Source organism: Bizionia myxarmorum (genome assembly GCF_008086205.1).
Lineage (GTDB): Bacteria > Bacteroidota > Bacteroidia > Flavobacteriales > Flavobacteriaceae > Algorimicrobium > Algorimicrobium myxarmorum.
In genome coordinates this window covers 1,238,427-1,264,778 of sequence record NZ_VSKK01000001.1, presented here as the reverse complement: position 1 = coordinate 1,264,778, position 26,352 = coordinate 1,238,427, and the positions used below count along the sequence as shown (strand labels likewise).

Genomic DNA, 26,352 nt, shown 5'->3' with positions numbered 1-26,352 from the left:
ACTTAATTTAAATTATTTTCAATAACTTGAATACCGTTATATTCAATTAGATATTCTTCATTTAAATATATAGGCAAATCTTCGCTGTCTGGATTTCCAAGTCCTACGCCGGCGTAAAGAACTTTAGCATCTTTTTCACGAGCATGATCTTTAAAGGTTTCCATCCAAACTATATCATAATTATTGGGATTATCTGGCAATAGAACAGCCCGCACAATCACAAAGAAATACTGACTATTCTTGTCGATGCAAACAAATTGCGGATGCTTTTTTAGTTTGCTATTAATAGCTACAAATTCAAATCCACGTGACTCTAAATCTTTACCCACATGGTTCATAGCCAAATTATGGCGTTCCTGTTCTGTAAGTGCTTTTTTCATCTTGCAAAATTACTAATTTATTGGAGTCCTAACCAATTAGGTTACCTATACTTAAAAAATAAAATATTTTTTTGTAACTTTTACTGACGCAAACTAAAAAAACGTAGAACTATGAAAAATTCGTTTCGTTTTAATCAATCTATTGAAAAATTATATTCGGCGTTTCATAATAACACCTTAAACCCTGAAGACTGCAAACAATGTGCTGTTGGTAATATTGTAGATAACAATGATTTGTGGAAACACCTAACCGACAATCATGGTACCGAGAAATTAAATTATTTGGGTTCACTTCATCAAAGATTGGGCAGACGATTTAATGGCTATTCACCCTTAGAATTATTACAGATTGAAAGATCTTTTTTGATAGGCTGTGGTTACAAAATCACTAAAAATAACAGACTACTTAAACCAGAAATACTAGATAATAATAGCCTATTCCATGGTTTATGCAGTGTGGTTATACAACTTTGCAAATTGGACGGCGTAAAAGATGTTATGGATTGCACGGCGTTATTTAATTTTAAAATAGAGTTGCTTGATCTTCACACGTAATTATCCATAAAAATTCATATAAAAAAAACCAGCACAATATGCTGGTTTTTTCTTACTTCCTATTGCTTTCCAAGCATTAAGCTTTTTATTTTCAAATTTAGACCTTAATTAATCATGCAGAAATTATCAAATCCTAAATACATTTTTCCATAATGATTAAAAGGCAGGTGGGAATTGGTAATCATAATATGGTTAATTCCGTTTGTTGGGAACGCTAATAAGCTTGTATCTATAGTCAAGCTAGTTGTAATCCAAGCGTTTGTTGTGCTTGCTGTTACGATTACTTCACCTAAAAACACCGTATTTGTCGCACCAAATAAATCCAGGTTGCTTGGCGTTGCAATGCCTGTTGGACTAGCTGGTAATGGGTTTGCAGTAGGATGGTAAACACCGTATACACCAACCTTAACATCGTTGGAACTCGCACAATTTTCACTCATGTTGGCATAGTCAAAAGATAATGTATATGAACCTGTATTCTGATTTATGGTCGTTGTTAGCTCATTAAACATACCTTCTCTATAAAGGGGTCCGCCTGCTGGATTAGTTGTGTTTTCAATCCACATGCCAGCAAAAACGCCAGACAATGGTGTTGGTCCACTAAAGCAGCCCGTGCCATAATTAGCTGTTGAATCATCAAACAAATCAGCAAGACTTCCGGTTTGCCAAAGTGCTTTCCAGTTCGTGGCTAAATCTATATCTTCATCAATCACGTTATTTGGATTGCCTATTATAATTTCAAAATCACCATTTTGAATAAAGCCAGGACAAGATCTTATAATTGGGAAATCTGGAATACATTGACATTCATCATTTATCGTTCCGTCATTAATTCCATCATTGTCGGAATCACAGGCATCACCAATATTAAGTTGCAGATCTTGACAATCAAAAACACGATTATCTGGCAAACATTCACAAGAATCACTTACAATGCCATCCATAGAGCCCGTTCCATCAAAATCACATGGATCGCCTATATTAAGTTGCAAATCTTCACAATCTAAAACACCTGAATTGGGTAGACATTCGCAAGCATCGTTTACAATTCCATTTTTAATTCCATCTCCATTAGAGTCACAAAGATCGCCTACATTTAGCAGCAAGTCTTTACATTCAAAAGAACTTTGGTCTAGAGAACCTTCATCATAAGCGCAAACATCTTCTTCGCTGCAAGACATTACTGACATGAGTATCATAACGCAAAGAAACTTGAAAGCGTTATTAATTATGGTTGATAACATTGGGTTTTCGGGGTTTATATATAAATATTTCATGTTTTTTAAATTTAAATCAAGGCAGCAATTAACAACTGCCTTGATTGGATTAATGATTAATAGCAGACTCATTCAAATATTATTAAAAGCAAACCACTTTAAATTCTGTTCTACGGTTTACACGGTGCTCATCATCTGTACATGGTACATTATTGGCACATTTTGCATTTTTTAATTCGGTTTCTCCAGCACCTCTGGCAATCAAACGATCTTTTGAAATGCCTTGTTTAGCTATGTAATTGACAGTAGCATCTGCACGACGTTGTGATAGTTTCTTATTATAAACATCAGATCCTTGACTATCTGTATGCGATGACATTTCAACTTGAATGTTAGGATTATCTTGCATTAATTTTACAATGCGTTCCAAATCTGGAATGGATACAGGGAGAATATCAGATTTATCTAAATCGAAATTAATATTATCCAGTTTAATAGCTTTACCACATGGATCTACACACATTTCAAAATCTATAAACAAGGTTTTATCACGTTCGTAGGAATCCGTTGAAACCTCTACTTCACTTGAATAGTAACCATCTTTTTTACCGTTTAAGGTGTAAGTTGATGCTTGTTTTAAGTGAAACATAAAGTCGCCTTCAACATCGGATAGTGTATGTTTTTCACCGGTATTTAACTTGTCTTTTAATATAATATTGACACTTTGAATTCCTTGGTCTACATTACATTCTACAACATTTCCTTTAAGAATAAAGTTTTCATCGGTATACAAAATCACTTTTTGAATTCCAGCGCTATCTTTTTGACAGTTTTTAAATTCTTCTTTTGAAATGCGTTCATCTTCTAAATTTACCGTGTAGAGTTTCCCACTTATTACGTAATCATTCTCTAATACCTCATTAAAAACCACAACACCGTAAGCGTTTGTTGTGCCACTTTGCACAATATCTCCATTTAGATTTTTTAGGATTATATCTGTTTCAGGTAAAATTTCGCCTGTAAATTTATCTTTTGCCATTATAGTTATTCCACAACCACAGGTTGCACAGCAATGAGGCAAATGATCTTCCTGACAAACTGGACAAACGTTTTCAACCTCTTTAACTACTTTGTTTTTGGTAAATTTATAGGTTACACCTGCAAAAACACCAATAGATGAAATATCGCAATCACAAGGTTCTGATCTAGAAAAAGCTTCACGATCTAAAACGTTTATTGGTTGCTCCACATTTTCGGTTACTAATGTGGATGGATGATATAATGCCGAAACACCAGATTCATTCAACTCTTGTACACCGAAATGCTTCATATAATAAGCGCCTCCGTTTATTCCCCAGTTTTTATTCAGGAAATAAGTTAAACGAACTTGACCTTTAAAAGTTAAAACACCAGAATCTTTATAGCCAGCATGAAAATTTAAAGGATGTGTGGTTAAACCCAATAAATTGGTTGAAGTACCTTCCAAATTAGTTCTTCCGCCAGAAATAGAAGCCAGTCCTATTCGTGTATTCAGTTCAGCAGTAAACTTTCCTGTTTTAGTTCTGTATTGTGCATTTGGTCCAATACCATAAAACATACGTGTGATTTTATCTTCACTTAAACTGAATGTATTTATAGGTGTTACGCGGTCTGATTCATAAAGATCAGTGGTACCATAGGTGCTTTCGGGGCTATTTGTTATATAATCAAAATCAGCACCTACACCAAACCAGTTCCAGTAATAGTCCAATGAAAGACCAAAATCTGGTCCACCTTTATAATCTATATAAGGCGTATTGTTATTATAAGAAGGAAAGTCATATCCTATTCGTGGACTTAATTGAAAATAATTCCGATCCAATGGCTCGTCCTGTGCCATGGCTGAAAATACGTTTGCGAACACAAACGACATTAGCAGTAGTTTTAATAAATTCTTCATTTTAACGTGATTTAAATTATGTTACTCGCTCTTAAATCAAAAAGCACATAAAATTGTTACCCGTTTTTAGAAATAATTTTTAAAGAAAACACCAAACCTCGAAAATGATATGGAAAAATGACACGCTATTTTTTCGAAATACACGGTATTTAAATACAGCAATTGCTCAAACAGAAAGGCAATGAAACCAGAAGTATTTCACTAAATTTGGGCTGGATATTAAGTTTAAAAACTCTTAACATTTATGGCCTATCAAAACAGCACAATAAAATCAAAAAACAACCCTTTAACGCTGGATGAACTTCATTTAAACAATGAAGTCCGAGATAAAATAGACCAGCTTTTAGAGGAATTTACTTATATAGATGCGCTTAATAAATTACATATACCGGTTGATAATAAGATTTTATTACATGGACATACTGGCTGCGGAAAAACAGCAACGGCACATGCCATTGGATTAGCGCTCAATAAAAATGTTATTACTATAGATTTAAGTGGATTTATTTCCTCGCGTTTAGGTGAAACAGGAAAAAATCTTGCTGAACTTTTCAAGCGCGCTTCCACTGAAAATGCCATCCTTTTTATAGATGAATTTGATTTTATTGGAAAATTAAGAGATTATGACATTAAGGATTCAGGTGAAATGAAACGACTCGTGAATTCCTTAATTCAACAAGTTGATTATTTAGCAGACAATTCCTTATTAATTTGCGCCACCAATCATATTGATATAATTGATACGGCAATACTTCGTAGATTTCAAATAAAACTAAATTACGAGTTACCAAGTAAGGATAATTTAGATCGTTATTATAATCGGCTCCTTTCCAGTTTTCCAGAAACCATCACAAATATCAATAGAACCTATGGCATTTCTTATGCAGAAGCCAAAGATTTAACCTATCAGCAAATTAAAGCTCATGCCATTCAATTAGAAAAGAATAAAAAGCATTTAATTTTCATGTATGCGGGCTTCCTTATAAATAATTTAGAGAATCAATTTTCAAGTGAAATTGGCCAAGAAAGAAAAGATAGTATCTCTGGTTATCAACTTCAAAATTTGAATAGTACAGAAGCTTTGACACATGACAAAGGCGAAAATATGATACCACAGATCGCCATGAAATCGAAAGTAGAAAATGATTTGATAGATGGATTTGTTTTTGAAATAACGGGTGAAGAACTTCTCAAAATTGATAAAAACATGCTTTCACATTACAAACGCGTTCAAGAAACCACGAATTTAGGAACGGCTGTTTGGGTTTATGTCTCGCGAAATATCTTATAATATGAAAAATGACATTCCAAAAAACCTTCAAAGCATTCTAAATCGCATTGAAATAGCTTGCGAAAATGCAGGTCGCAGTCGGAAAGAGGTCAGGCTTTTGTTAGCCACTAAAACGGTTTCCGCAGAAAATATTAAAATGGCGCTTGCAGCAGGTGAAACTTTAATTGGTGAGAATAAAATTCAGGAGATTAAAGAAAAATACGAGGACCTAAAAAGCGTCCGGCATGAACAGCATTTTATTGGTCACCTTCAAACAAATAAAGTCAAGGAATTGCTACGCTATGATGTGGCTTGTATTCAGTCATTAGATAGACTTAGATTGGCTAAAAAACTTCAAAACAGACTGGAATATGAAAACAAAACGATAGATGCCTATTTGCAATTTAATACCTCTTATGAAGAAAGTAAATTTGGCATGAATCCAGAAAATGCCGTTAATTTTGCTTTAGATGTTCAGCAGTTTAACCGTATTAACATTAAAGGCCTTATGACTATTGGACTATTTTCAGCAGAGGATGAAAAAGTTAGAAAATGTTTTAAATTATTAAAAAATATACAAACACAACTTCTTGACAAAGGCATTTCAGCCCATGAATTATCCATGGGTATGAGCAGCGATTTAGAAGTGGCTATCCAAGAAGGAGCCACCATAGTTAGAGTTGGAACCGCCATATTTGGAAAACGTGAACATCCCGATAGTTATTACTGGAACGAAACCAACTAAAATAGAGACTCTTTTACCTAATTCTACAATTTTAATTAATAAAAAAAAGCCGACTCAAATGAGTCGGCTTTTACTTTTGTATATAACTTTGAATTAACCTCCAAAGTCATCAAAACGAATGTTTTCATCTGGAATACCAAAATCTTCGCCCATTTTTTGAACAGCTTGGTTCATTAACGGAGGTCCACAGAAGTACAATTCTATATCTTCTGGTGCATCATGATGATTTAAGTAATTATCAATTACACAGTTGTGAATAAATCCTACGAAACCATCACCTGGCGCATCAATATTTTCTTTAACCTTCCAGTTATCTTCTGGAGCAGGTTCCGATAATGCCAAATAGAACTTAAAGTTAGGAAAATCTCTTTCTAACTCACGGAAATGTTCTAAATAGAATAATTCACGTTTAGAACGACCACCGTACCAATATGTTACTTTTCTACCCGTTTTTAAAGTTTTGAATAAGTGGTATAAGTGTGAACGCATTGGCGCCATTCCAGCTCCACCACCAACGTATAACATTTCAGAGTCCGATTCATTGATGAAGAATTCACCATAAGGACCAGAAATAATCACTTTATCTCCTGGCTTTTGAGCAAAAATATATGACGAGGCAATACCTGGATTCACATCCATCCAACCGTTCTTAGCACGATCAAAAGGTGGTGTTGCAATACGTACGTTTAACATAACTTCACGTCCTTCTGCCGGGTAAGACGCCATAGAATAAGCACGCTCTACCGTTTCTGTATTTTTCATGACTAATGGCCATAACGCAAACTTGTCCCATTCTGCTTGAAACTTATCTGGCGTTTCATGCTCTTCTGGATGCGCTGTAATATCTATATCTGCAAATTTAATTTCACACTCAGGAATTTCAATTTGAATATATCCACCGGCTTTATAGCCCATATCTTCTGGAATTTCCACTACAAATTCCTTAATAAATGACGCTACGTTATAGTTCCGAACAACAGTAGCTTCCCATTTTTTAATACCAAATACTTCTTCAGGAATGGTAATTACCATATCCTGTTTTACTTTAACCTGACACGCTAAACGAACACCATCTTTCAATTCTTTTCTTGAAAAGTGAGGTGTTTCGGTAGGAAGAGCTTCACCTCCTCCAGAAACAACGTGGCATTCACATTGAATACACGTACCACCACCACCACAAGCAGATGGTAAAAATATTTTATTACCACTTAGCGTAGATAGTAAAGTTCCTCCTGAAGAAACTTCAATTTCTTTTTCTCCGTTAATAGTTATTGTAACAGGTCCTGATGGCTGTAGTTTCTGTTTAACAAATAATAACAAACTTACTAGTACTAGCGTAATAATTAAAAACGCTATTACTGTAGTTGCAACTGTTCCGAATGTTTCTGCTGCTAAAATCATATTAGTCTACTGTTTTAGTATTTTCAGCAACATTTTCATGTTGCGTGGAATTAAATTCTGACAGGTCTTCAGTTTTAACCTGCTCTACTTGCACTGTTGGCTCTGTTGAAGGCTCACCTTCTTCATCACCACCTGTTAACATACCACCAAAACTTAAAAATCCAATTCCCATTAAACCAGTAATGATAAAAGTAATTCCTAAACCTCTTAATGGTGCTGGAACATTTGAATATCTAATTTTCTCACGAATAGCTGCAATAGCTAAAATGGCTAAAAACCAACCAATTCCCGAAGAGAAACCGTAATTAAGTGCTAAACCTAAAGTTTCAATTTCACGAGATTGCATGAACAAAGAGCCACCTAAAATAGCACAGTTTACAGCAATAAGTGGCAAGAAAATACCTAATGAGTTATATAATGAAGGAGAGAATTTCTCTACTACAATTTCCACTAACTGCACCATGGTTGCAATAGTTGCAATAAACATGATGAAAGAAAGGAAACCTAAATCATAATCAGCAAATTCTGGTCCTAACCATTTTAAAGCGCCCGGTTGTAATAAATACTGATCTAATAACCAGTTTAAAGGAACGGTTATAGCCAATACAAATATTACAGCTGCTCCAAGACCTACAGCTGTTGCCACTTTTTTAGAAACGGCTAAGTATGAACACATACCTAAAAATACCGCAAAGACCATGTTATCGATAAAGATGGACTTAAAAAATAATTCTATATGTTCTATCATTTTTTTATTTTTTTAAATTTTATACTATACATACTGTTAACTGCTTTTAAAAACGGCTAACGTACTAGTCCTCTATTAAAGCTTTGTTTCGACTACGTTGTACCCAAATAATTAATCCAACAATAATTAAAGCCATTGGCGGCATTAACATAAAACCATTATTTTCATAACCAAACGCATAAACCCCTGTCTTTTCAATTGGATCTCCTAAAACTGGAAAACCAAATAACGTTCCTGAACCTAATAACTCGCGGAAAAAACCAACTATTATTAGAATAACTGTATATCCTAAAGCATTACCAATACCATCTAAAAATGATCTCCAGGGTCCGTTACCTAAAGCAAAAGCTTCAAAACGACCCATAATAATACAGTTGGTAATAATTAAACCAATGAAAACAGATAAGGTTTTACTTAGTTCAAATGCAAATGCTTTTAATACCTGATCTACCACAATTACTAATGAAGCAACAACGATAAGTTGAACAATAATTCTAATTTTTGAAGGAATGATATTTCGCATTAAAGAAATAACCACGTTACCAATAGCCAAGACAAAAATTACTGCAATACCCATTACAATGGATGCCTTAAGTTCTGCTGTAATTGCCAGAGCCGAACAAATACCTAGTACCTGAATGGTAATTGGGTTATTATCTGCTAATGGATCTGTAATTAACTTCGCGTCTTTTTTTGATATAAGTGCCATATTAATTATTTTTTAGAGTTTGAAAGTATGGTAAATACAGTTTTAAATCTTTTTTAATCATATTAGCAATACCATCACCTGTAATAGTCGCTCCAGCTAACGCATCAACTGCATGATCTTCTTTTCTTTCGTTTTTAGGATCGTTGTTACCTTTGGCAACATTAATACCTTTAAAGGCACCCGATTCTGACAGCAAATGTTCGCCATAAAAATCGTCCATAAAATAACGTTGTTTAATGTTGGCTCCTAAACCAGGCGTTTCACCGGCATGGTCAAAGAAGGTTCCTTTAACTACCATATTTTCATCTACGGCAACATATCCCCAAATTTCATCCCATAATCCTTTACCTCTTATTGGTGCTACATAAACCGTTTTACCTTCCATTTCCCCAACGAATAAAGGTAAAAATCTAGATTTACCTTCTTTAGCTCTAGTTTGCTGCTTTTTAACATCAATTAAGTATGGTTCTTGCTTATTATTAGCAGCCATATAATCTTCACGTGTCATTACCTGAATAATTTGACCGTCTTTAGATTCTAAAACTAATTGTTCTGAAATTTTAGTTGAGAAAGCTTCAGCTACTTCAGAAGTTGAAATGAAGGAAATATCTGATGGTCCTTCATTTCCATTAATTCCTATAGCATACAGAATATTCTGTTGCTTTTCCATTCTTTCGTTTTCTTCAATATTAGGTTTTAAAGACGATGCCGTAAACGCTAATATGGAACCTACTACCACAACCATTACTACTGCAAATAGTATGGTGTATGAATTTTTATCTGTATTAACTGCCATAATTATGCTGTTTTAACTTTTAAACGCTTCATTCTACGTTTCACATTACCTTGAATCACATAATGATCAATAGTTGGTGCAAAAACGTTCATTAATAATATTGCCAAGAATACACCTTCTGGATATGCTGGGTTGAAAACACGAATCATAATAGACAAAAATCCAATTAAGAAACCGTAAATCCATTTTCCTTTGTTGGTTTGCGATGCGGTAACGGGATCTGTTGCCATATATACAGCACCAAATAAAATACTACCAATAATTAAATGTTGCCAGAAAGGAACACTCATTAATCCGTAAAATTTACTTGTATTTGTAATCCATCCAGCATCTACAACACCGTTAAAAATTAAGCCCATTACTAAAGCACCTACCAGTGTACTTACAATAATTCTCCAGCTTCCAATTTTCGTGAAAATAAGAATTAAAGCGCCTATAATGATTAAGAATTTAGATGTTTCCCCTACTGATCCAGGTATAATTCCCCAGAACATATCCCAGTAATCATAAGCTATAGAGCTATTTTGAGCATAGGAACCTAAAATGGTTTCACCTGAAATAGCATCTGGCGTTCCAGCACGTTCAACAGCACCGTGAACCCAAACTTTATCTCCCGACATCCAAGTTGGATAAGCGAAAAACAAGAAAGCACGTATAGTTAATGCGGGGTTCAAGATATTCATTCCTGTTCCTCCAAAAACTTCTTTACCTATTACCACACCAAAAATAACGGCCGTTGCTAACATCCATAAAGGAATATCTACAGGCACAATTAATGGCACTAACATACCAGTTACTAAATAACCTTCCTCTACTTCATGTCCTTTTATAACGGCAAATAAGAACTCTACTCCTAGTCCTACTCCGTAAGAAACAGCAACTAAAGGTAAAACGGTCCATGCACCAATTATTAAATTATCTAAAGTCCAGAAAGAAGCACCTAAAAAACCTTTAGCTGTTTCAATTTCACCTAGCGCGTAATAATGCTGATAACCGGCATTAAACATTCCGAAAATTAAACAAGGAACCAAAGCAAGAATAACAATATTCATGGTTCGTTTTAAATCATCGGCAGCTTTAATATGAGTCCCATTATGTGTGGTCTCATTTGGCAAATACAAAAAAGTATGAAGTGCGTTAAACGCAGGTGCCATCTTGGTACCTTTGTACTTCTCCTTTAAGTTATGTAAATTACTTTTTAAACTCATCTTTATATATATTTTTCATTTCACAAGGAACATGAATCATTAACCAATTTCTTTAATCATAACGTCCAAACCTTCTCTAATAATTTGCTGATGTGGTTGTTTAGACACGCAAATAAATTCTGTTAAGGCAAAATCTTCTGGAGCCACTTCGTACATACCTAAAGCTTCCATTTCATCCAAATCCTTATACATACAAGACTTTAAAAGTTGTAAAGGGTAGATATCAAAAGGAAAAACCTCTTCATATTTTCCAGTTAAAACAAAGTTTCTATGCTCACCGTTTGTATTGGTTGTTAATTCAAATTCTTTGTTTGGTGTTAACCATGAAAATGTCAACGCTCTTGAGGTTGAAATTTTATCGAAAACAGGTTTATTCCAACCAAAAAACTCGTAATCATCACCTTCTGGAATTACCGTAATGGTATTGCTATAATAATCCAAACTTCCGTCTGGCTTTACTTGCTTACCTGATAATACGCTACCTGAAATGATACGATCGTTTCCATCTTTTTCAACACCATTATCATAAACCATAGTAGCAACTTCACTACCTATTTTAGTTTTGAAATATCTTGGTTTTTTAACAGATGAACCTACTAAAGCAACCAAACGCTCGGCATTGAATTTACCAGTTAATAAAAGCTCACCGATAATAACCAAATCCTGCGGATTAATAGTCCATACGGTTTCTCCTTTATTAACAGGATCTATTTTATTAATCTGTGTCCCTACGTTTCCTATTGGATGTGGTCCAGATACATTGTGAAGTGTCATTCCGCTTAAACCTGCTAAAGGCGAATTGGTGTTTTTACCAACAGAAACGTGAACTTGACCTGTTGTTAACTTACCTAAAGCGTTGATAGCAGCTTGCAATTCAGGTTCTTTTCCTTGAAGCACATAATCGTAATTTGCTACTAGAGGCGCCGATGCATAACCCGAAATAAAGATTGCTTTTGGCGTTCTTTCTGGATCTGCAATAATATCATAAGGTCTTTGCTTGATAAAAGGCCAACAACCTGATGCTAATAAATGCGCTTTAATGGTTTCTGGAGTAGCATCTGCTGTGTTAAACGCACCATGATCGTGAAAAATTTGCTCTTTATCTGCTTGAATTTTAACTGATAAAATGCGACGTTTCTCACCTCTTGGAATATCAACAATAGTTCCTGAAACAGGTGCAACAAACATAACAGAATCTTGAGCCTTGTTATAAAAAATAGGCTCTCCTGCTTTTACTTTTGCTCCAACTTTTGCAATTAACTTTGGTGTAACACCGTGGAAGTCTTCTGGTCTAACCGTGCAGAAATTGCTAATAATAGCATTTTCAGTCACTTTTTCAGCAGCACCTTTAAGCTTGATGTCTAGACCTTTTTTAATGGTAATGTCGTTTGACATGTTTATAAATCTATTCGTTAGTAGTAAAAAATATGATTCTGACCTTTGATTAACTCAAAAAATCGGTGCAAATTTACGAAATTAAACATCATTTAACATGAGACTTGCCTGAAGTTTGTTATTTATACCCTTTCTAAATAAGGAAAAATTATAGCGTTCAAAATTTACTTATCTTTATCGTCTTAAAACAAATTACGTATGTTTAAAACGTTTACAACTTTACTTGTAATTGCATGTAGTTGTGGTGGTTATGCGCAAGTAGAGCAAGAAGTGAATCCTCCAGGTTATATAAAATCTATTAGCTTTCAAGGTCAAACACGAGAAAGCCAATTGCCTATTTTACAATTGGGTCAACAATTAAATTTGGAATTTGATGCCTTAAATGGTGATGAAGACGATTATTATTACAAAATAGAGCACTTTGACTATGATTGGACGCGCTCGCAACTCATGCAAACCGAATACTTAAACGGTATTGATAATCAACGTATTCGCGATTATGAAAACTCTTTCAATACCTATCAAATTTACTCACATTATAAATTACGTTTACCAAATGAGCAAACCCGAGGTTTAAAAGTTTCAGGGAATTATATGATTAAAATCTATAATGATTTCGATCAACTTATTTTTTCTAGAAAATTTATGGTTCAAGAAAATTTAGCCAGCGTAGGCGTTTCTATTAAAAGATCGCGCGATGTTAGAAAAGTGGAAACCATGCAAAGCGTTGATATTGTTATTAATTCCGGAAATATGCAATTTAATAATCCGGCACAAACGGTAAAAACGGTAATTATTCAAAATAATAACCTCAACACGGCTATTAGAGATGTACCACCACAATATACCATTGGAAACGAATTGATTTATAAGTACACCCACGAAACTCTTTTTGAAGGTGGCAACGAATATTTCTACTTTGAGAATAAAGATATTCGTGGCGCCAATTCGGCCATTCAATTTATAGAATTACATGAACTTTACAGCAATTACCTATTCACGAATGTGCCGCGTTTTAATCAGCCTTACACCTACAATCCGGATATTAACGGCAATTATTTGGTAACAGCCATCGATACCGAGAAGCCTTATATTGAAGCCGATTATGCCTGGATGCATTTTTCGTTATTAATGAAGGAGTTACCAGCCAATCAATCGGTTCACGTTTATGGAAACTTTAATAATTATGCCATTAGCAAATTCACTAAAATGACGTTTAATCCCAATCAAGGCATTTACCAAGTTCCTATTATACTAAAGCAAGGTTTTTACAACTTTAAATACGTAATCGTGGACAACCGAACAGGTGCTATAAGCGAAAGTGCCATTGGCGGTAGTTATTGGCAAACCGAAAATGATTATAAAGTCCTCGTTTACTATCGTGATTTGGGTGCTAGATATGACCGTATTATTGGCATTGGCGAAGGGAATTCGGTAAACATTTCTAATTAAGTTACCCTTTAATCGACAAAATTTAATTTGTTTTCTTTCTATGTGATTATTTCCTACATTAGCATAAATCTAAACCCTTGAAACCCTTAATAGCATGGTTCAGCAAGTTACAAAAGGTATTAAAATTTCGGTGGAAACCCATTTTGAAGGCTCATTTTATAAAGATTATAAAATGCAATTCGCCTTTGGTTATCAAGTAACCATAGAAAACCAAAGTAAAGAATTGGTGCAGTTATATGCTAGAGAATGGACTATTCTAGACGCTCTTAATAATGTTGAAATAGTTAAGGGTGAAGGTGTCATCGGGAAAAAACCTATTTTAAAACCTGGCGAATCACATACCTATACGTCCGGCTGCTTATTAACATCGCCCTTTGGTGCCATGCAAGGCTTTTATAGCATGATTAATTTAGAAACCACTAAAAAGTTTAAAGTTAATATTCCAACTTTTAGATTAAGTGCGCCTTTCGCTATAAATTAAAGTCCACTTTATTAATTTGAAAAAAGCATCTCTTGCTCCACCGTTTCCTGGTTTTGCAAATTGAGGTACCACATTTTTAAGAGCTGATTCGTCTTTTCTATTTGCGTAATACTGGTTGTTTTCACAATTTTACGATCCATGAGCAACCCAAAATCCAAATTGTCTTTTTCCGTTGTTGTATGAAACTTTAACCAGTTTTCTGCAGAAGCATCATGATTTTCTTTGAAATTTTTAAACCAAGTTTCTCGCAAACTCTTCATAGACTCGGTATATAAAGATGATGAAGACCATATTCGCGCTTCCATTGGTAATTGGTCAAAATGTTTGGTATTCCCATCCCAAACCAATTGATAGAGCTGTAAATCGTTTTCCCAATCTAGGATAACCATTGTAAATGGCTCTACGCCTATTAAATTATACGTTTCTATAGTGTTTAGAAAATCTGTAGCACATAAAACATCTTTCACAACAACACCGCGACTTAAGCGATAGGTTCCGCCGTGTTCATGCGCCATAAAGCCTCCATTCAATAAAGAAACTAATCTGCTTTTTTCGCTGACACCAATCCACGTGCCACCGGCTTTCTCATCTTTTGGATACAGTAATTTCACATGATTATCTATATAAAAATCAGGCGAACGTGTGGGTCTGTTGGATGCCTCATCACGATTGGAGGTAAGAATAAAATCGTTGTTACCTTTCGGAATAAAAGTTAATGTACACATAAGCATGCTGTCCTTAAAATTATCGAAACTTACAAAATTAGTTCAAGATTTAACGCGCATTTAAGAGCCTTTGTATCAAAAAAATATCTAAAAAACCTTACCTTTGCAGCTTGAAATTAACATAAACATTAAAATACACATACACTCATGGGAAAAGGATTCTTTAACGTACCAACTGCAGTGAACGAGCCTGTAAAATCTTATGCACCAGGATCGCCAGAACGCGAAGAAGTTTTAAAAGCTTACAAAGACATGTACAACGGACAAGTTGATGTACCAATGTACATCAATGGAAAAGATGTAAAAACAGGAAATACGAGAACAATGTCTCCGCCTCATGATCATAAACATATTGTTGGGACGTATCATTTAGCTGAAAAGAAGCATATTGAAGACGCTATTTCTACAGCTTTAGAAGCGAGAAAAGAATGGTCTCAAATGCCATGGGAACAACGTGCAGGCATCTTTTTAAAAGCTGCTGAATTAATTGCAGGTCCTTACCGCGCTAAAATAAATGCCGCAACCATGATTGCGCAATCTAAAAATATTTACCAAGCTGAAATTGATGCAGCTTGTGAGTTAATTGACTTTTTACGTTTCAACGTGCAATTCATGTCTGATATTTATAAGGATCAGCCAGAAAGTACTAGTAGTGCATGGAACCGCGTGGAATATCGTCCATTGGAAGGTTTCACCTATGCTGTAACACCTTTTAACTTTACAGCTATTGCTGGAAACTTACCATCCTGTATGGCATTAATGGGGAATGTTGTTATTTGGAAACCGAGTAACAACCAAATTTTCTCTGCTAAAGTAATCATGGATGTTTTTAAAGAAGCAGGTGTACCAGATGGCGTTATTAACGTGGTTTTTGGTAATCCAGGTATGATTACGGATACGGTTATGGCTAGCCCAGATTTTTCTGGTTTACATTATACGGGTTCAACACCTGTGTTCCAAGATTTATGGAAACAAATAGGAAATAACATTACCAATTATAAAACATACCCAAGAATCGTAGGTGAAACGGGCGGTAAAGATTTTATCGTTGCGCATAAAACGGCCGATGCTAAACAAGTAGCAACGGCTATTTCTCGTGGTGCTTTTGAATTCCAAGGCCAGAAATGTAGTGCAGCTTCTAGAGCTTACATTGCTAGCAACCTTTGGGAAGACGTTAAAAAATACGTAATAGAAGATGTGAAGTCCTTTAAAATGGGTTCTCCGGAAGATATGGGCAACTTTATTACGGCTGTTATCAACGAAGGTTCTTTTGATAAATTAGCAAAATACATTGACGACGCAAAATCTGATAAGGATGCTGAAATAATTGTTGGTGGAAATTACGATAAATCGAAAGGATATTTTATTGAACCTACGGTTATTGTAACAACGAATCCGAAGTACACAACTATGGTTGAAGAATTATTTGGACCAGTTATGACCATTTACATTTATGACGAGAACGATTTTACGGAAACTTTAAAAATGGTAGACGAAACGAGCCCTTATGCTTTAACAGGTGCCATTTTAGCAACGTGTCGTTACGCTGTTGAAGAAGCTACAAAAGCACTTCAAAATAGTGCTGGTAACTTCTATATTAATGACAAGCCAACAGGCGCTGTTGTAGGACAACAACCATTTGGAGGTGCAAGAGCATCTGGAACAAATGACAAAGCGGGTTCTTCACAAAACTTGTTACGTTGGGTTTCACCTAGATTAATTAAAGAAACATTTGTAACGCCAGTGGATTACAGATATCCATTTTTAGGCGAATAAAACTTACAAAATTTTATAAAAAACCCTTTTCATAACCTGTCAAGGGTTTTTTTATGTCGTTTATCCAAACAATTAGTTTGCTTCAAATGGAGACTGTATATTTAAATAACCAATACTTTAACCACATGAAAATTAACTACGTTCTTTTCGCTTTTTTGCTTTCTATTTCTGGTTTTTCACAGAATCAAAAAGCATTTGAAAAATTTGACAAATCTGGTATGGAAACCAGCATTTTAGTGCCGCAATCACCAGTTGTAGATATCACAGATTACAACCACAAAATCAATAATACCTATAGTTTTTATCAAGCATACAAAGCCATAGCGCAAAATGATTTTGAAAATCGTTTGAAGCCCCTTTCTAATTTGAAAAAACAAAGTGAACAAAGCCAATTGGACCATCGTGTTCCTTTAGCAATTTTACATAGTGATTTTGAATCTATCACAGAACACGCCATGCGAAGTCAGGCAATAACGCGTGATGCTCAAGGATCTATTTTAAGACGAGATTCTAATGAAAACATTTTTGAAAAGAAATCTATTTCTATCGCTTCCCCTTTACTTACAAACCATAAAGGTTTAAACACAACCTTTACCTTAACAGAGAATAACGTCATCAACACCACAGAAAACGCTATTGAGAGAATCTCTATAAATTTTGATGATGGTCTAGGTTTTAGATCCGTAACCGCGAATGAAACTATTCAGATTACGTTTTCAGAGGCTGGAAATAAAAATTTAACTTTTGAAATAATCTTTCAAGATGAAACCGTCATTGTACGCCATGCTTCATTGAAAATCAGTAATTCAAACGCCGATTTACAGTCACATTTCAACAGAACAGTAGCAACTTTTAATTCTACTATTACACCGGATTTATCACCTTACGGTGAAGCCATTTCATATGTAGGAACTGGTGAGTATGAATTATTTTTAAGCGCCGATAATATTCTAGACAAACCTATTATTTTAGTTGATGGTTTTGATCCTGGTGATGGTCGTGATATTACAGGTATTTATGAATTACTAAACTTTGAACAAAATGGTACAACATCCAATTTAGGCGATTTAGTAAGAAACGAAGGTTTTGATGTTATCATATTAAATTTTCCAGTTTACGAGCGTGCTGACGATTCTAAAATGATTGATGGCGGAGTTGATTTTATTGAGCGTAACGCCATGTTATTGGTAGAATTAATCAACATTATAAATGCAGAAAAAATAGGTGTGGAACCAAACGTCATAATTGGTCCAAGTATGGGTGGTTTAATTTCCAGATATGCTTTAAACTATATGGAAAATAGCAATATGGATCATGAAACGCGTTTATGGATTTCTTTTGACGCGCCACATCATGGTGCGAATGTGCCCATTGGATTTCAACATCAATTTAATTTTTTAGCTTTTGGATTAGATGATTTCTGGGTTTTAGGAAGTCAAAACGTAGAAGAATTACAACCAATTATTAATGGTATGCTGCGTTCATCGGCAGCCAGACAAATGTTAGTAGATCAATTTGAACCACATATTACCAATAGTGATAATGTATCATTCAATACTAGTTTAACATTGCCAATGGTTCATCCCTATAGAAGTATTTTCGATGCTAGAATGAAAAATTTAACGGCATCTGGTTTCCCAGAATTATCTCGAAATATTTCTATTATTAACGGTAGTGGTATTAATGCCAGAATCCCAGATAATACGGCTGCACAAAATGATTTAAATCCTGGAAGCCGTATTGTAAATGCAAATATTGATGTAACGACTGGCGCCGATATGAAAGTAAAGACCTATCTCACACCAAATGCGGGAAGCCGTGCATTTAATAGTAAAGTTCACTTGGATTTTGCTTGGTGGTTTCCTTTAGCAAATGATCGTATTAGCAATGCTGAATCAACTTCTCATAGTTTTTCTAACGGTGTAGATGCGGCTTCTGGTGGCATGTTTGATCTTATAAAATTAACGGCGGATTTATCTACAGACGGATTGGTTGGCGAATTTCTTTCTGCTTTAAGTACGGACTATTTCAATTTTATACCAAGTGTAAGCGCTATGGCTTTTCAAATTACGTCTAATGAAATTAATTGGTTTCATACACCATCAAACGTTACAACGGGTCGCGGAACAACTAGCACAACACCTTTTGATGCTTGGTATATGCCAAATGCCAACGAACCACACGTAACCTTGACGCCATTAAATGTAGAGTTTGCTTTAAACGAAATTATTTTGCAAACCTTAAATACGGATTCATTTACCCAAAATTCGATTAAATTAGAACAAAATCCTGTTTCCAAAAGCATAACAATTTTAAGTTCGCAAGTATATCAAGATGCTAAAATTTCGATTGTTGATATGACTGGAAAAGTGGTTTTAAATTCGATTGAAACTATTAATCAACGCACGAGTCTTCTAATTCAACTGGCCTCAGGTTTATATGTTTTAAATATAGAATCTGCTGATAACACCATTTTAAAAACGAAATTATTAGTGAAATAAATTCTAAATTATTATCAAGGAAAAAGCTCCAAAATACATTTGGAACTTTTTTTATTTTAATTAATTTCTATAGTAAAACAGAAAATCTAACCTCTAAATTTAATGGGTAAATGCACGACTTTTTTAGTATTGAAAAAATCTTCAGAATAAAAATCTGAAATATCATAAATAGTGGCGGTTCTATAATCTTGAAGTTCTTCAGAAAGATCACCACCTTTTAAATATAGAATTCCATTTTTAAGTTCGTGGTTTTGCTGTTTGGCAATCTTACCCTTTACCCAATGCACGAAAGTAGGCATTGCAGCAACGGCGCGACTGATAATAAAATCATAAGTTCCTTTAACATCCTCAACGCGAGCATGTGTGGTTTTTACGTTTGTTAGTTCCAAACCAGCAACAACCTCATCTACCACTTTCAGTTTTTTGGCTATGCTATCTACTAAATGAAAGGTACATTCTGGAAACAATATGGCTAAAGGAATTCCAGGAAAACCACCGCCTGTTCCTACGTCAATTAATTGGGTTCCTGGTTTAAATTCTATAACTTTCGCAATCGCTAATGAATGTAAAACGTGGCGTAAATACAGCTCGTCAATATCCTTTCTAGACACCACATTAATCTTCAGGTTCCAATCCTGATATAGCGTTTCTAATAAGGTAAATTTATTAATCTGTTCCTCTGTTAGGTTAGGAAAGTACTTTAAAATAAGCTCCATGCTTGAATATTTTCGACAAAAATAGGTAAATTTTTACGCATATTTTTATGAAAACTTTGTATACATACCCGTGCATATTATTTATATTTGCATAAATATGGAAATAACCCAAATAAGCGTTATTTCTTTTTAATATTAAATAGTATGACAAATAAAGCGCTTTCTTTCTCGCGAAACGACTCTGCAAAATTTTTCAGAACACTGAACAAACGTGTCAACGATTATTTTAAAGAGAATAATATAAAAAAAACAGGTAATTGGAAATTATACATCAAAGCAATTATCATGTTCACCTTACTTTTAGGGCCACTTATACTTTTATTAACGGTTAGTTTACCAGGATGGGCACAAATTATATGTGTAGTGGTAATTGGAATTGGTATTGCTGGTGTTGGGATGAATGTTATGCATGATGCCAATCACGGTTCTTTTTCTAGTAAAAAATGGGTTAACACCTTAATGGGAAGTAGTATTCATATTCTTGCTGGAAACGATTACAACTGGAAAGTTCAACATAATGTTTTACACCATACCTACACAAATATTCAAGGACATGATGAAGATATTGATGCGGGACGTATTATCCGTTTTTCTAAACATTCTAAATGGTTGAAAATTCATCAATACCAAAAGTATTATGCATTTCTTCTTTATGGATTATTAACGGTTAACTGGGCCATTACTACAGATTTTAAACAAACCTATATTTATTTGAAAAGAAAATTATCTTACGGTGATTTTCCTAATCCAGCAACCCAATGGACCAAGTTAATTATTGGTAAAATTTTATATTACTCCCTTTGGGTAGTGTTACCATTATCATTAGGTTTCGCATGGTGGCAAGTATTAATTGGATTTTTAATTATGCATTATACGGCTGGTGTTATTTTAAGTCTTATTTTCCAATTAGCGCACGTTATGCCAAACACAGATATGCCAATGCCAGATGAAAACGGCACCATGAAAAATACCTGGGCTATTCACCAATTATTTACAACATCTAATTTTTCTCCGAAAAGCTGGATGGTTGAGTTTTATACAGGTGGATTAAACAGACAAGTGGAACATCATTTGTTTGCTCATATTAGCCATGTGCATTATAAAAACATAGCAAATATAGTTCGGGAAACGGCTCATGAATTTAGCTTACCATATAACGAATACAATTCTATTTGGACCGCTATTGCAGAACACTACAACCAATTAAAAGTGCTTGGCGTAAAACCCGTATTAGCTTAATTAATTTTTCAATTTAAAAAGATAAATCTACATGAATGTACTTTCAGATAGAGTTTTAAACATGGCCACTTCAGCCACTTTGGCTATGGCTGCTAAAACACGTGAATTACGTGCGGAAGGCAAAGATATTATTGGTTTAAGTTTGGGTGAACCAGATTTTAATACACCTGATTATATTAAAGAAGCCGCTATTCAGGCTATCAATGATAATTATAGCGCTTATACGCCAGTTGATGGGTATGTAGAGCTAAAACAAGCCATTATCACTAAATTTAAACGTGATAACAACTTAACATATACACTACCACAAATTGTGGTTTCCACAGGTGCTAAACAAGCATTGTATAATGTGGCACAAGTAATGATTAACCCTGGAGATGAAGTTATTTTACCATGTCCATATTGGGTTAGTTATGCAGATATTGTAGAGCTTGCGGAAGGTGTTCCTGTAGAAGTACAAACAAGTATTGCTACCGATTTTAAAATGACGCCAGCGCAATTAGAGGCGGCTATTACACCGAAAACTAAAATGATTTGGTACAGTTCACCTTGTAATCCAAGTGGCTCATTATATAGCAAAGAGGAACTTCGTGCTTTGGCTGATGTTCTTGTGAAATATCCAAACATTTATGTGGTTTCTGATGAAATATACGAGCATATCAACTTTACACAAGATGGTCATGCAAGTATGGCACAGTTTCCTGATATGTTTGATAGAACTATAACTATTAACGGTGTTTCTAAAGCTTTCGCCATGACGGGTTGGAGAATTGGTTATTTAGGTGCTTCAGAAAAAATAGCTCGTGCTTGTACTAAAATGCAAGGTCAAGTAACTAGTGGCGCTAACTGTATTGCACAACGCGCTGTAATTACTGCTTTAAACGAATTGCCAACTCGTGTAAAATACATGATTGATGAGTTTAAAATTCGTCGTGATTTAGTTTTAACGTTGTTGGATGATGTGCCTGGATTTATTAACAATACACCAGAAGGCGCCTTTTACGTATTTCCAAATATCTCTGCTTTCTTCGGAAAAACATTGAAAGGAATAAAAATTAATAATGCAACCGATTTCTCATTGTTCTTATTAGAAGAAGCGTTGGTAGCAACCGTAACAGGTGATGCTTTTGGCGATCCCAATTGCATCCGTTTATCCTATGCTGCTAGCCAAGCGCAAATTGTAGAAGCGATTAAGCGAATTAAGGAAGCTGTAAGTTAAAAAGATTAAACACCTATTATATTATATAAAAAATCCACTTCAAACGAAGTGGATTTTTTAGTTTTAAGATTATCTATTTCGCCAGAAAAAAGGCGTCAATAATATTAAGACCGTAAAAAGTTCCAAACGTCCAATCAGCATTAAGAAGGCGGCCCACCATTTAGCTAAAGACGGTAAAGCCGCGTAATTATTAACGGGTCCGAAAGCTCCAAAAGCTGGACCTATATTACCTAAACTGGAAGCGGCAATTCCAATGGATGACATTAAATCGAATCCAAACATGGAGAATACCAAAGAACCTACTATAAAGGACAACATATACAGAATAAAGAAGGCCAGAATATTAAAAACAATTTCACCGGAAACGGCTCTTGAATTATAACGAACTGGCAGAACAGCATTGGGATGGAGCGCCCGTTTGAATTCTAAAAAACCATTTTTAATCAAAATTAAATGGCGCATAACTTTCACACCTCCAGAGGTACTTCCAGCAGAACCACCTAAAAACATCAATCCGAAAAAGAAAACCACTAAAAATGGCGACCATAAGGTATAATCGGCCGTAATAAAACCCGTGGTAGTAATAACCGTTATAACTTGAAATAAAGCATGACGGAAAGCACTTTCTGCTTGGCCCCAAACCATAGGATGATCTATAGATGAAATGGATGGATCTGCTTTAAAATATATAATCAATGCAGCTATAATAGCAAAAATAGCAGTAAACAGAAAATAGAGTTTAAACTCTTCGTCTTTAAGCACCTTTTGAACTTTTCCTTTAAAAGCAAAATAGCTTAAAACAAAATTGGTTCCCGCCAAAAACATAAAGAAAATAATAATGTATTGAATAAGCGGTTGATCATTCCAGTAAGCCACGCTGTCATTCTTAGTCGAAAACCCACCTGTAGACAAGGTACTTAAAGAGTGATTTATAGCATCAAAGAAATTCATACCTGCCAATTTCAATAAAATAGTTTCAGCAATCGTATAGCCTACATAAATAAGCCATAACCGTTTAGCGGTATCGGTAATTCTAGGATGTAATTTATCGCCAGTTGGACCTGGTGCTTCGGCTGCAAAAAGCTGCATCCCTCCTATTCCCAACAAGGGCAAAATGGCGATGGCCAAAACAATAATTCCCATTCCACCAATCCAATGCGTCATACTTCGCCAAAACAGCACACCTTTTGGTATACTTTCAATATCGCTTAAAATGGTAGCGCCTGTTGTCGTGTAGCCCGACATTGTTTCTAAAAAAGCACTAGAAAAATCGGGAATGGCACCCGTAAAAACATAAGGTAAAGTTCCTGAAAAAGCCATAATAAGCCAACCAAAGGTAACCACTATATAACCTTCCCGTTTATTCATAATCTTTTCATGATTACGGGTTGGAAGCATTAATGCAATACCGATTACGATAGTGCTGATAGCGGCCATCAATAAACGAAAGGTTATACCATCTGTATACGCGAAACTTACAAGTGTGGATAGCAGCATAAAGCCACCATTAAATAGAAGTAAAAGACCTAAAAAGTGAAATATAATTTTATAATTCAGTTTCATACCTATAAAAATAGTTTTTCAACATCTTTAATAGAACGCGGCAAGCCACAAATTACAACACGGTCTCCTTCTTGAATTTTGAAAGAACCTAAAGCAATATTTCCAACGCCGTCACGAATAACGCCACCAATAATAGCAGATCTTGGGAAATCAATATCCTTTATTAATTTATTACAAACTCTGGAACGCGCTTTAACTCTGAATTCTAAAAGTTCAGCGTTCATATTATTTAATTTAGTCATGGCTACTACTTCACCACGCCTTACATATCTAAAAATAGTATTGGCTGCCAAAAGTTTTTTATTGATTAGCGTATCAATACCGATGGATTGCGATAATTCAAAATAATCCATGTTTTCAACTAACGAAATAGTTTTTTTAACGTTTTTAGATTTTGCTACCAAACTGGACATAATATTCACTTCACTATTACCTGTTACCGCAATAAAAGCATCCATATCGCCAATATTTTCTTCTTCCAATAAATCTACATTTCTACCGTCGCCGTTTATAACCAATACATTTGGAAGTTCATCAGCAATATCAAAAGCCCGGTTTTTATCTTTTTCAATTAATTTCACATTAAAACCACTACCAGCCAAATCGCGAGCCGTTTTAAAACCAATTTTACTGCCACCAAGGATCATAACATTCTTAATTTCTCTATTGGTTTTTCCAGTAATTTTACATAATTCTTCGGCGCCACCTTCTGATGTAATAAAAACCACATGATCACCATCTTTTAATTGGGTGTCACCTCTAGGAATAATGGTAAACTGGGTTCCAAAGCGCTGAATAGCAATAGGAACAAAATGTATTTTCGGGAAAATTTCTGCCGCTTCTTTTACCGTTTTTCCAGCAAAAGCCATCGTTCTCGTTAAGTTAAGAGCTACCATAGTCAGTGCGCCTCCCTCAAACTCATAGGTATCACTAAAAGCCGATTGGTCCAACAACAATCTAATTTCCGCAGCTGCTAAAGCTTCTGGCGAAATTAGCTCATCAATTCCGAGTTTGGTAAAACCAACTTCGTCTTTGTGCTGTATAAATTCGGTATTGGAAATACGGGCTATGGTACGTTTAGCGCCTAATTGTTTGGCTAAAACGCAAACGGTAATATTGGTTGTTTCTGAAGAAGTTACAGCAATAACTAAATCGCTTTCCGCAACGCGTGAATCCTTTAAAATAGATATAGATGTGGCATCGCCTTTAACAACTTTTATATCTAAATGATTATCGGCGTTAAGCAAACTCTCTTTATCAGGATCTATTAGGGTAATTTCTTGCGATTCATAGGACAATAATTTTGCTAAATGAAATCCTACTTCACCAGCACCCGCAATAATTATTTTCATTGGTGTATTTTAATTGTTTTCTCAATATTCATAAGAAACCTCTGATTAATACCTATCACAATTTTATTTAGAACTGCAATACCTTAAATCTTTAAAGTTTCAAATGTATTTTATTAAAAAGTGGAACAAAGATATAGGAAAAAATAGGACTCGCATAAAAAACCGGCGTTTATAATAATTTACTAACTAGTTGCTTAATGGTTGGGTATTAGTTTATATTTGCAAAAAAAAACACCTTGTCAAAAGTAAATCCTTATAAAGACAGTGACCTTGGGAAGAAGGAACAGGTTACGCAAATGTTTGATGCTATTTCTGGAAACTACGATGGTTTAAATCGGGTTATCTCTTTTGGCATTGATGTGTCTTGGCGTAAAAAAGTGTTAGCCATTGTTAAAGCTAGCAATCCTAAAAACATTTTAGATATTGCTACAGGAACCGGTGATTTAGCCATTATGCTTGCTCAAACCAACGCCAAAAAAATTGTTGGTTTTGATATTAGTAGCGGGATGCTAGAAATTGGTAAACAAAAAGTAGCGCACAAAAACCTGAACGATAAAATTGATATGGTTTTGGGCGATTCCGAGAATATGCCTTTTAAAGATAATTCCTTTGATGCCATTACGGTTGCTTTCGGTATTCGAAATTTTGAAACTTTAGAAAAAGGCTTGGCTGAAATTTACCGCGTGCTAAAACCAAACGGTACATTTGTGATTCTTGAAACGTCCATGCCCACCAAAACACCATATAAACAAGGCTATAATTTTTATACTAGAAATATTTTACCACTTATTGGCAAACTATTTTCAAAAGATAAAACGGCTTACGCTTATTTATGTGAATCGGCTTCTGTTTTTCCTTTTGGTGAAGAATTAAACAATATTTTACGTAAAATTGGGTTTACTAATGTGAATGACTTGCCACAAACCTTCGGGGTGGCGACTATTTATACATTATCAAAATAGTTT

The 26,352-nt window shown here is 34.8% G+C and carries 23 protein-coding genes; 10 read left to right on the top strand and 13 right to left on the bottom strand.

All coding sequences use genetic code 11. The features are described 5' to 3' along the window. Positions 1–2: 2 nt before the first annotated feature. Positions 3–380: a Na(+)-translocating NADH-quinone reductase subunit F gene (locus ES674_RS05675; RefSeq protein WP_148403000.1), complete on the bottom strand. Its 378-nt coding sequence runs from the start codon at positions 378–380 to the stop codon at positions 3–5. A gap of 111 nt (positions 381–491) precedes the next feature. Here ES674_RS05675 and ES674_RS05670 point away from each other — a divergent pair, with 111 nt between their 5' ends. Further along, on the top strand, positions 492–935 hold the full coding sequence (locus ES674_RS05670; protein ID WP_148402999.1) for a Na(+)-translocating NADH-quinone reductase subunit F: 444 nt from the start codon (positions 492–494) through the stop codon (positions 933–935). Between the two features lie 104 nt (positions 936–1,039). Here the strand turns inward: ES674_RS05670 and ES674_RS05665 are convergent, their stop codons facing one another. Both ES674_RS05665 and ES674_RS05660 read right to left on the bottom strand, forming a co-directional pair. Continuing rightward, positions 1,040–2,212 (bottom strand): hypothetical protein, encoded by a 1,173-nt coding sequence (locus ES674_RS05665; protein WP_148402998.1) that lies wholly within the window; start codon positions 2,210–2,212, stop codon positions 1,040–1,042. An 82-nt stretch (positions 2,213–2,294) separates the two neighbouring features. Then, a complete protein-coding gene (locus tag ES674_RS05660) occupies positions 2,295–4,091 on the bottom strand; it encodes an OmpA family protein (RefSeq protein WP_148402997.1) in 1,797 nt (598 codons plus the stop codon). 244 nt (positions 4,092–4,335) lie between these two features. Between ES674_RS05660 and ES674_RS05655 the strand changes: the two genes are divergently transcribed. Both ES674_RS05655 and ES674_RS05650 read left to right on the top strand, forming a co-directional pair. Beyond that, positions 4,336–5,382: an AAA family ATPase gene (locus ES674_RS05655; protein WP_148402996.1), complete on the top strand. Its 1,047-nt coding sequence runs from the start codon at positions 4,336–4,338 to the stop codon at positions 5,380–5,382. A gap of 1 nt (position 5,383) precedes the next feature. Next, positions 5,384–6,106 (top strand): YggS family pyridoxal phosphate-dependent enzyme, encoded by a 723-nt coding sequence (locus ES674_RS05650; protein ID WP_148402995.1) that lies wholly within the window; start codon positions 5,384–5,386, stop codon positions 6,104–6,106. Between the two features lie 93 nt (positions 6,107–6,199). Here ES674_RS05650 and nqrF read toward each other — a convergent pair whose 3' ends face one another. The 6 genes from nqrF to ES674_RS05620 all read right to left on the bottom strand — a co-directional run bounded on the left by nqrF (position 6,200) and on the right by ES674_RS05620 (position 12,363). Then, a complete protein-coding gene (nqrF, locus tag ES674_RS05645; protein WP_148402994.1) occupies positions 6,200–7,507 on the bottom strand; it encodes an NADH:ubiquinone reductase (Na(+)-transporting) subunit F in 1,308 nt (435 codons plus the stop codon). A 1-nt stretch (position 7,508) separates the two neighbouring features. Then, complete coding sequence (gene nqrE, locus ES674_RS05640) at positions 7,509–8,255, bottom strand: NADH:ubiquinone reductase (Na(+)-transporting) subunit E (protein ID WP_148402993.1); 747 nt, start codon at positions 8,253–8,255, stop codon at positions 7,509–7,511. Between the two features lie 64 nt (positions 8,256–8,319). Continuing rightward, complete coding sequence (locus tag ES674_RS05635; protein WP_148402992.1) at positions 8,320–8,964, bottom strand: NADH:ubiquinone reductase (Na(+)-transporting) subunit D; 645 nt, start codon at positions 8,962–8,964, stop codon at positions 8,320–8,322. A 1-nt stretch (position 8,965) separates the two neighbouring features. Then, a complete protein-coding gene (locus ES674_RS05630; protein WP_148402991.1) occupies positions 8,966–9,760 on the bottom strand; it encodes a Na(+)-translocating NADH-quinone reductase subunit C in 795 nt (264 codons plus the stop codon). Positions 9,761–9,762: 2 nt separating this feature from the next. Further along, positions 9,763–10,968 carry an NADH:ubiquinone reductase (Na(+)-transporting) subunit B gene (locus ES674_RS05625; protein WP_148402990.1) on the bottom strand — a complete coding sequence of 402 codons (1,206 nt, stop codon included), beginning with the start codon at positions 10,966–10,968 and terminating at the stop codon, positions 9,763–9,765. 39 nt (positions 10,969–11,007) lie between these two features. Then, a complete protein-coding gene (locus ES674_RS05620) occupies positions 11,008–12,363 on the bottom strand; it encodes a Na(+)-translocating NADH-quinone reductase subunit A (RefSeq protein ID WP_148402989.1) in 1,356 nt (451 codons plus the stop codon). Between the two features lie 198 nt (positions 12,364–12,561). On the opposite strand from ES674_RS05620, the gene ES674_RS05615 reads away from it, so the two are divergent. Together ES674_RS05615 and apaG are read left to right on the top strand one after the other, a co-directional pair. Beyond that, on the top strand, positions 12,562–13,815 hold the full coding sequence (locus ES674_RS05615) for a type IX secretion system plug protein (protein ID WP_148402988.1): 1,254 nt from the start codon (positions 12,562–12,564) through the stop codon (positions 13,813–13,815). Positions 13,816–13,909: 94 nt separating this feature from the next. Further along, positions 13,910–14,296, top strand: a complete 387-nt coding sequence (gene apaG / locus ES674_RS05610; protein WP_148402987.1) for a Co2+/Mg2+ efflux protein ApaG — start codon at positions 13,910–13,912, stop codon at positions 14,294–14,296. A gap of 11 nt (positions 14,297–14,307) precedes the next feature. Here apaG and ES674_RS05605 read toward each other — a convergent pair whose 3' ends face one another. Then, entirely contained in the window at positions 14,308–15,021 is a 714-nt protein-coding gene (locus tag ES674_RS05605; protein ID WP_148402986.1) for an NRDE family protein, read from the bottom strand. A gap of 147 nt (positions 15,022–15,168) precedes the next feature. On the opposite strand from ES674_RS05605, the gene pruA reads away from it, so the two are divergent. Together pruA and ES674_RS05595 are read left to right on the top strand one after the other, a co-directional pair. Then, entirely contained in the window at positions 15,169–16,797 is a 1,629-nt protein-coding gene (gene pruA / locus ES674_RS05600; RefSeq protein WP_148402985.1) for an L-glutamate gamma-semialdehyde dehydrogenase, read from the top strand. A 125-nt stretch (positions 16,798–16,922) separates the two neighbouring features. Beyond that, positions 16,923–19,298, top strand: coding sequence for a T9SS type A sorting domain-containing protein (locus tag ES674_RS05595; protein ID WP_170233968.1), 2,376 nt, complete (start codon positions 16,923–16,925; stop codon positions 19,296–19,298). An 86-nt stretch (positions 19,299–19,384) separates the two neighbouring features. Here ES674_RS05595 and rsmG read toward each other — a convergent pair whose 3' ends face one another. Then, positions 19,385–20,014 carry a 16S rRNA (guanine(527)-N(7))-methyltransferase RsmG gene (gene rsmG / locus ES674_RS05590; protein WP_148402983.1) on the bottom strand — a complete coding sequence of 210 codons (630 nt, stop codon included), beginning with the start codon at positions 20,012–20,014 and terminating at the stop codon, positions 19,385–19,387. A 144-nt stretch (positions 20,015–20,158) separates the two neighbouring features. On the opposite strand from rsmG, the gene ES674_RS05585 reads away from it, so the two are divergent. Beyond that, entirely contained in the window at positions 20,159–21,253 is a 1,095-nt protein-coding gene (locus ES674_RS05585) for a fatty acid desaturase family protein (RefSeq protein WP_148402982.1), read from the top strand. A gap of 31 nt (positions 21,254–21,284) precedes the next feature. Then, complete coding sequence (locus tag ES674_RS05580; RefSeq protein ID WP_148402981.1) at positions 21,285–22,472, top strand: pyridoxal phosphate-dependent aminotransferase; 1,188 nt, start codon at positions 21,285–21,287, stop codon at positions 22,470–22,472. A gap of 69 nt (positions 22,473–22,541) precedes the next feature. Here ES674_RS05580 and ES674_RS05575 read toward each other — a convergent pair whose 3' ends face one another. Both ES674_RS05575 and trkA read right to left on the bottom strand, forming a co-directional pair. Next, positions 22,542–24,035 (bottom strand): TrkH family potassium uptake protein, encoded by a 1,494-nt coding sequence (locus ES674_RS05575; RefSeq protein ID WP_148402980.1) that lies wholly within the window; start codon positions 24,033–24,035, stop codon positions 22,542–22,544. 2 nt (positions 24,036–24,037) lie between these two features. After that, on the bottom strand, positions 24,038–25,387 hold the full coding sequence (gene trkA / locus ES674_RS05570; RefSeq protein ID WP_148402979.1) for a Trk system potassium transporter TrkA: 1,350 nt from the start codon (positions 25,385–25,387) through the stop codon (positions 24,038–24,040). 236 nt (positions 25,388–25,623) lie between these two features. Between trkA and ubiE the strand changes: the two genes are divergently transcribed. Beyond that, on the top strand, positions 25,624–26,349 hold the full coding sequence (gene ubiE / locus ES674_RS05565) for a bifunctional demethylmenaquinone methyltransferase/2-methoxy-6-polyprenyl-1,4-benzoquinol methylase UbiE (protein WP_148402978.1): 726 nt from the start codon (positions 25,624–25,626) through the stop codon (positions 26,347–26,349). Positions 26,350–26,352: the final 3 nt, after the last annotated feature.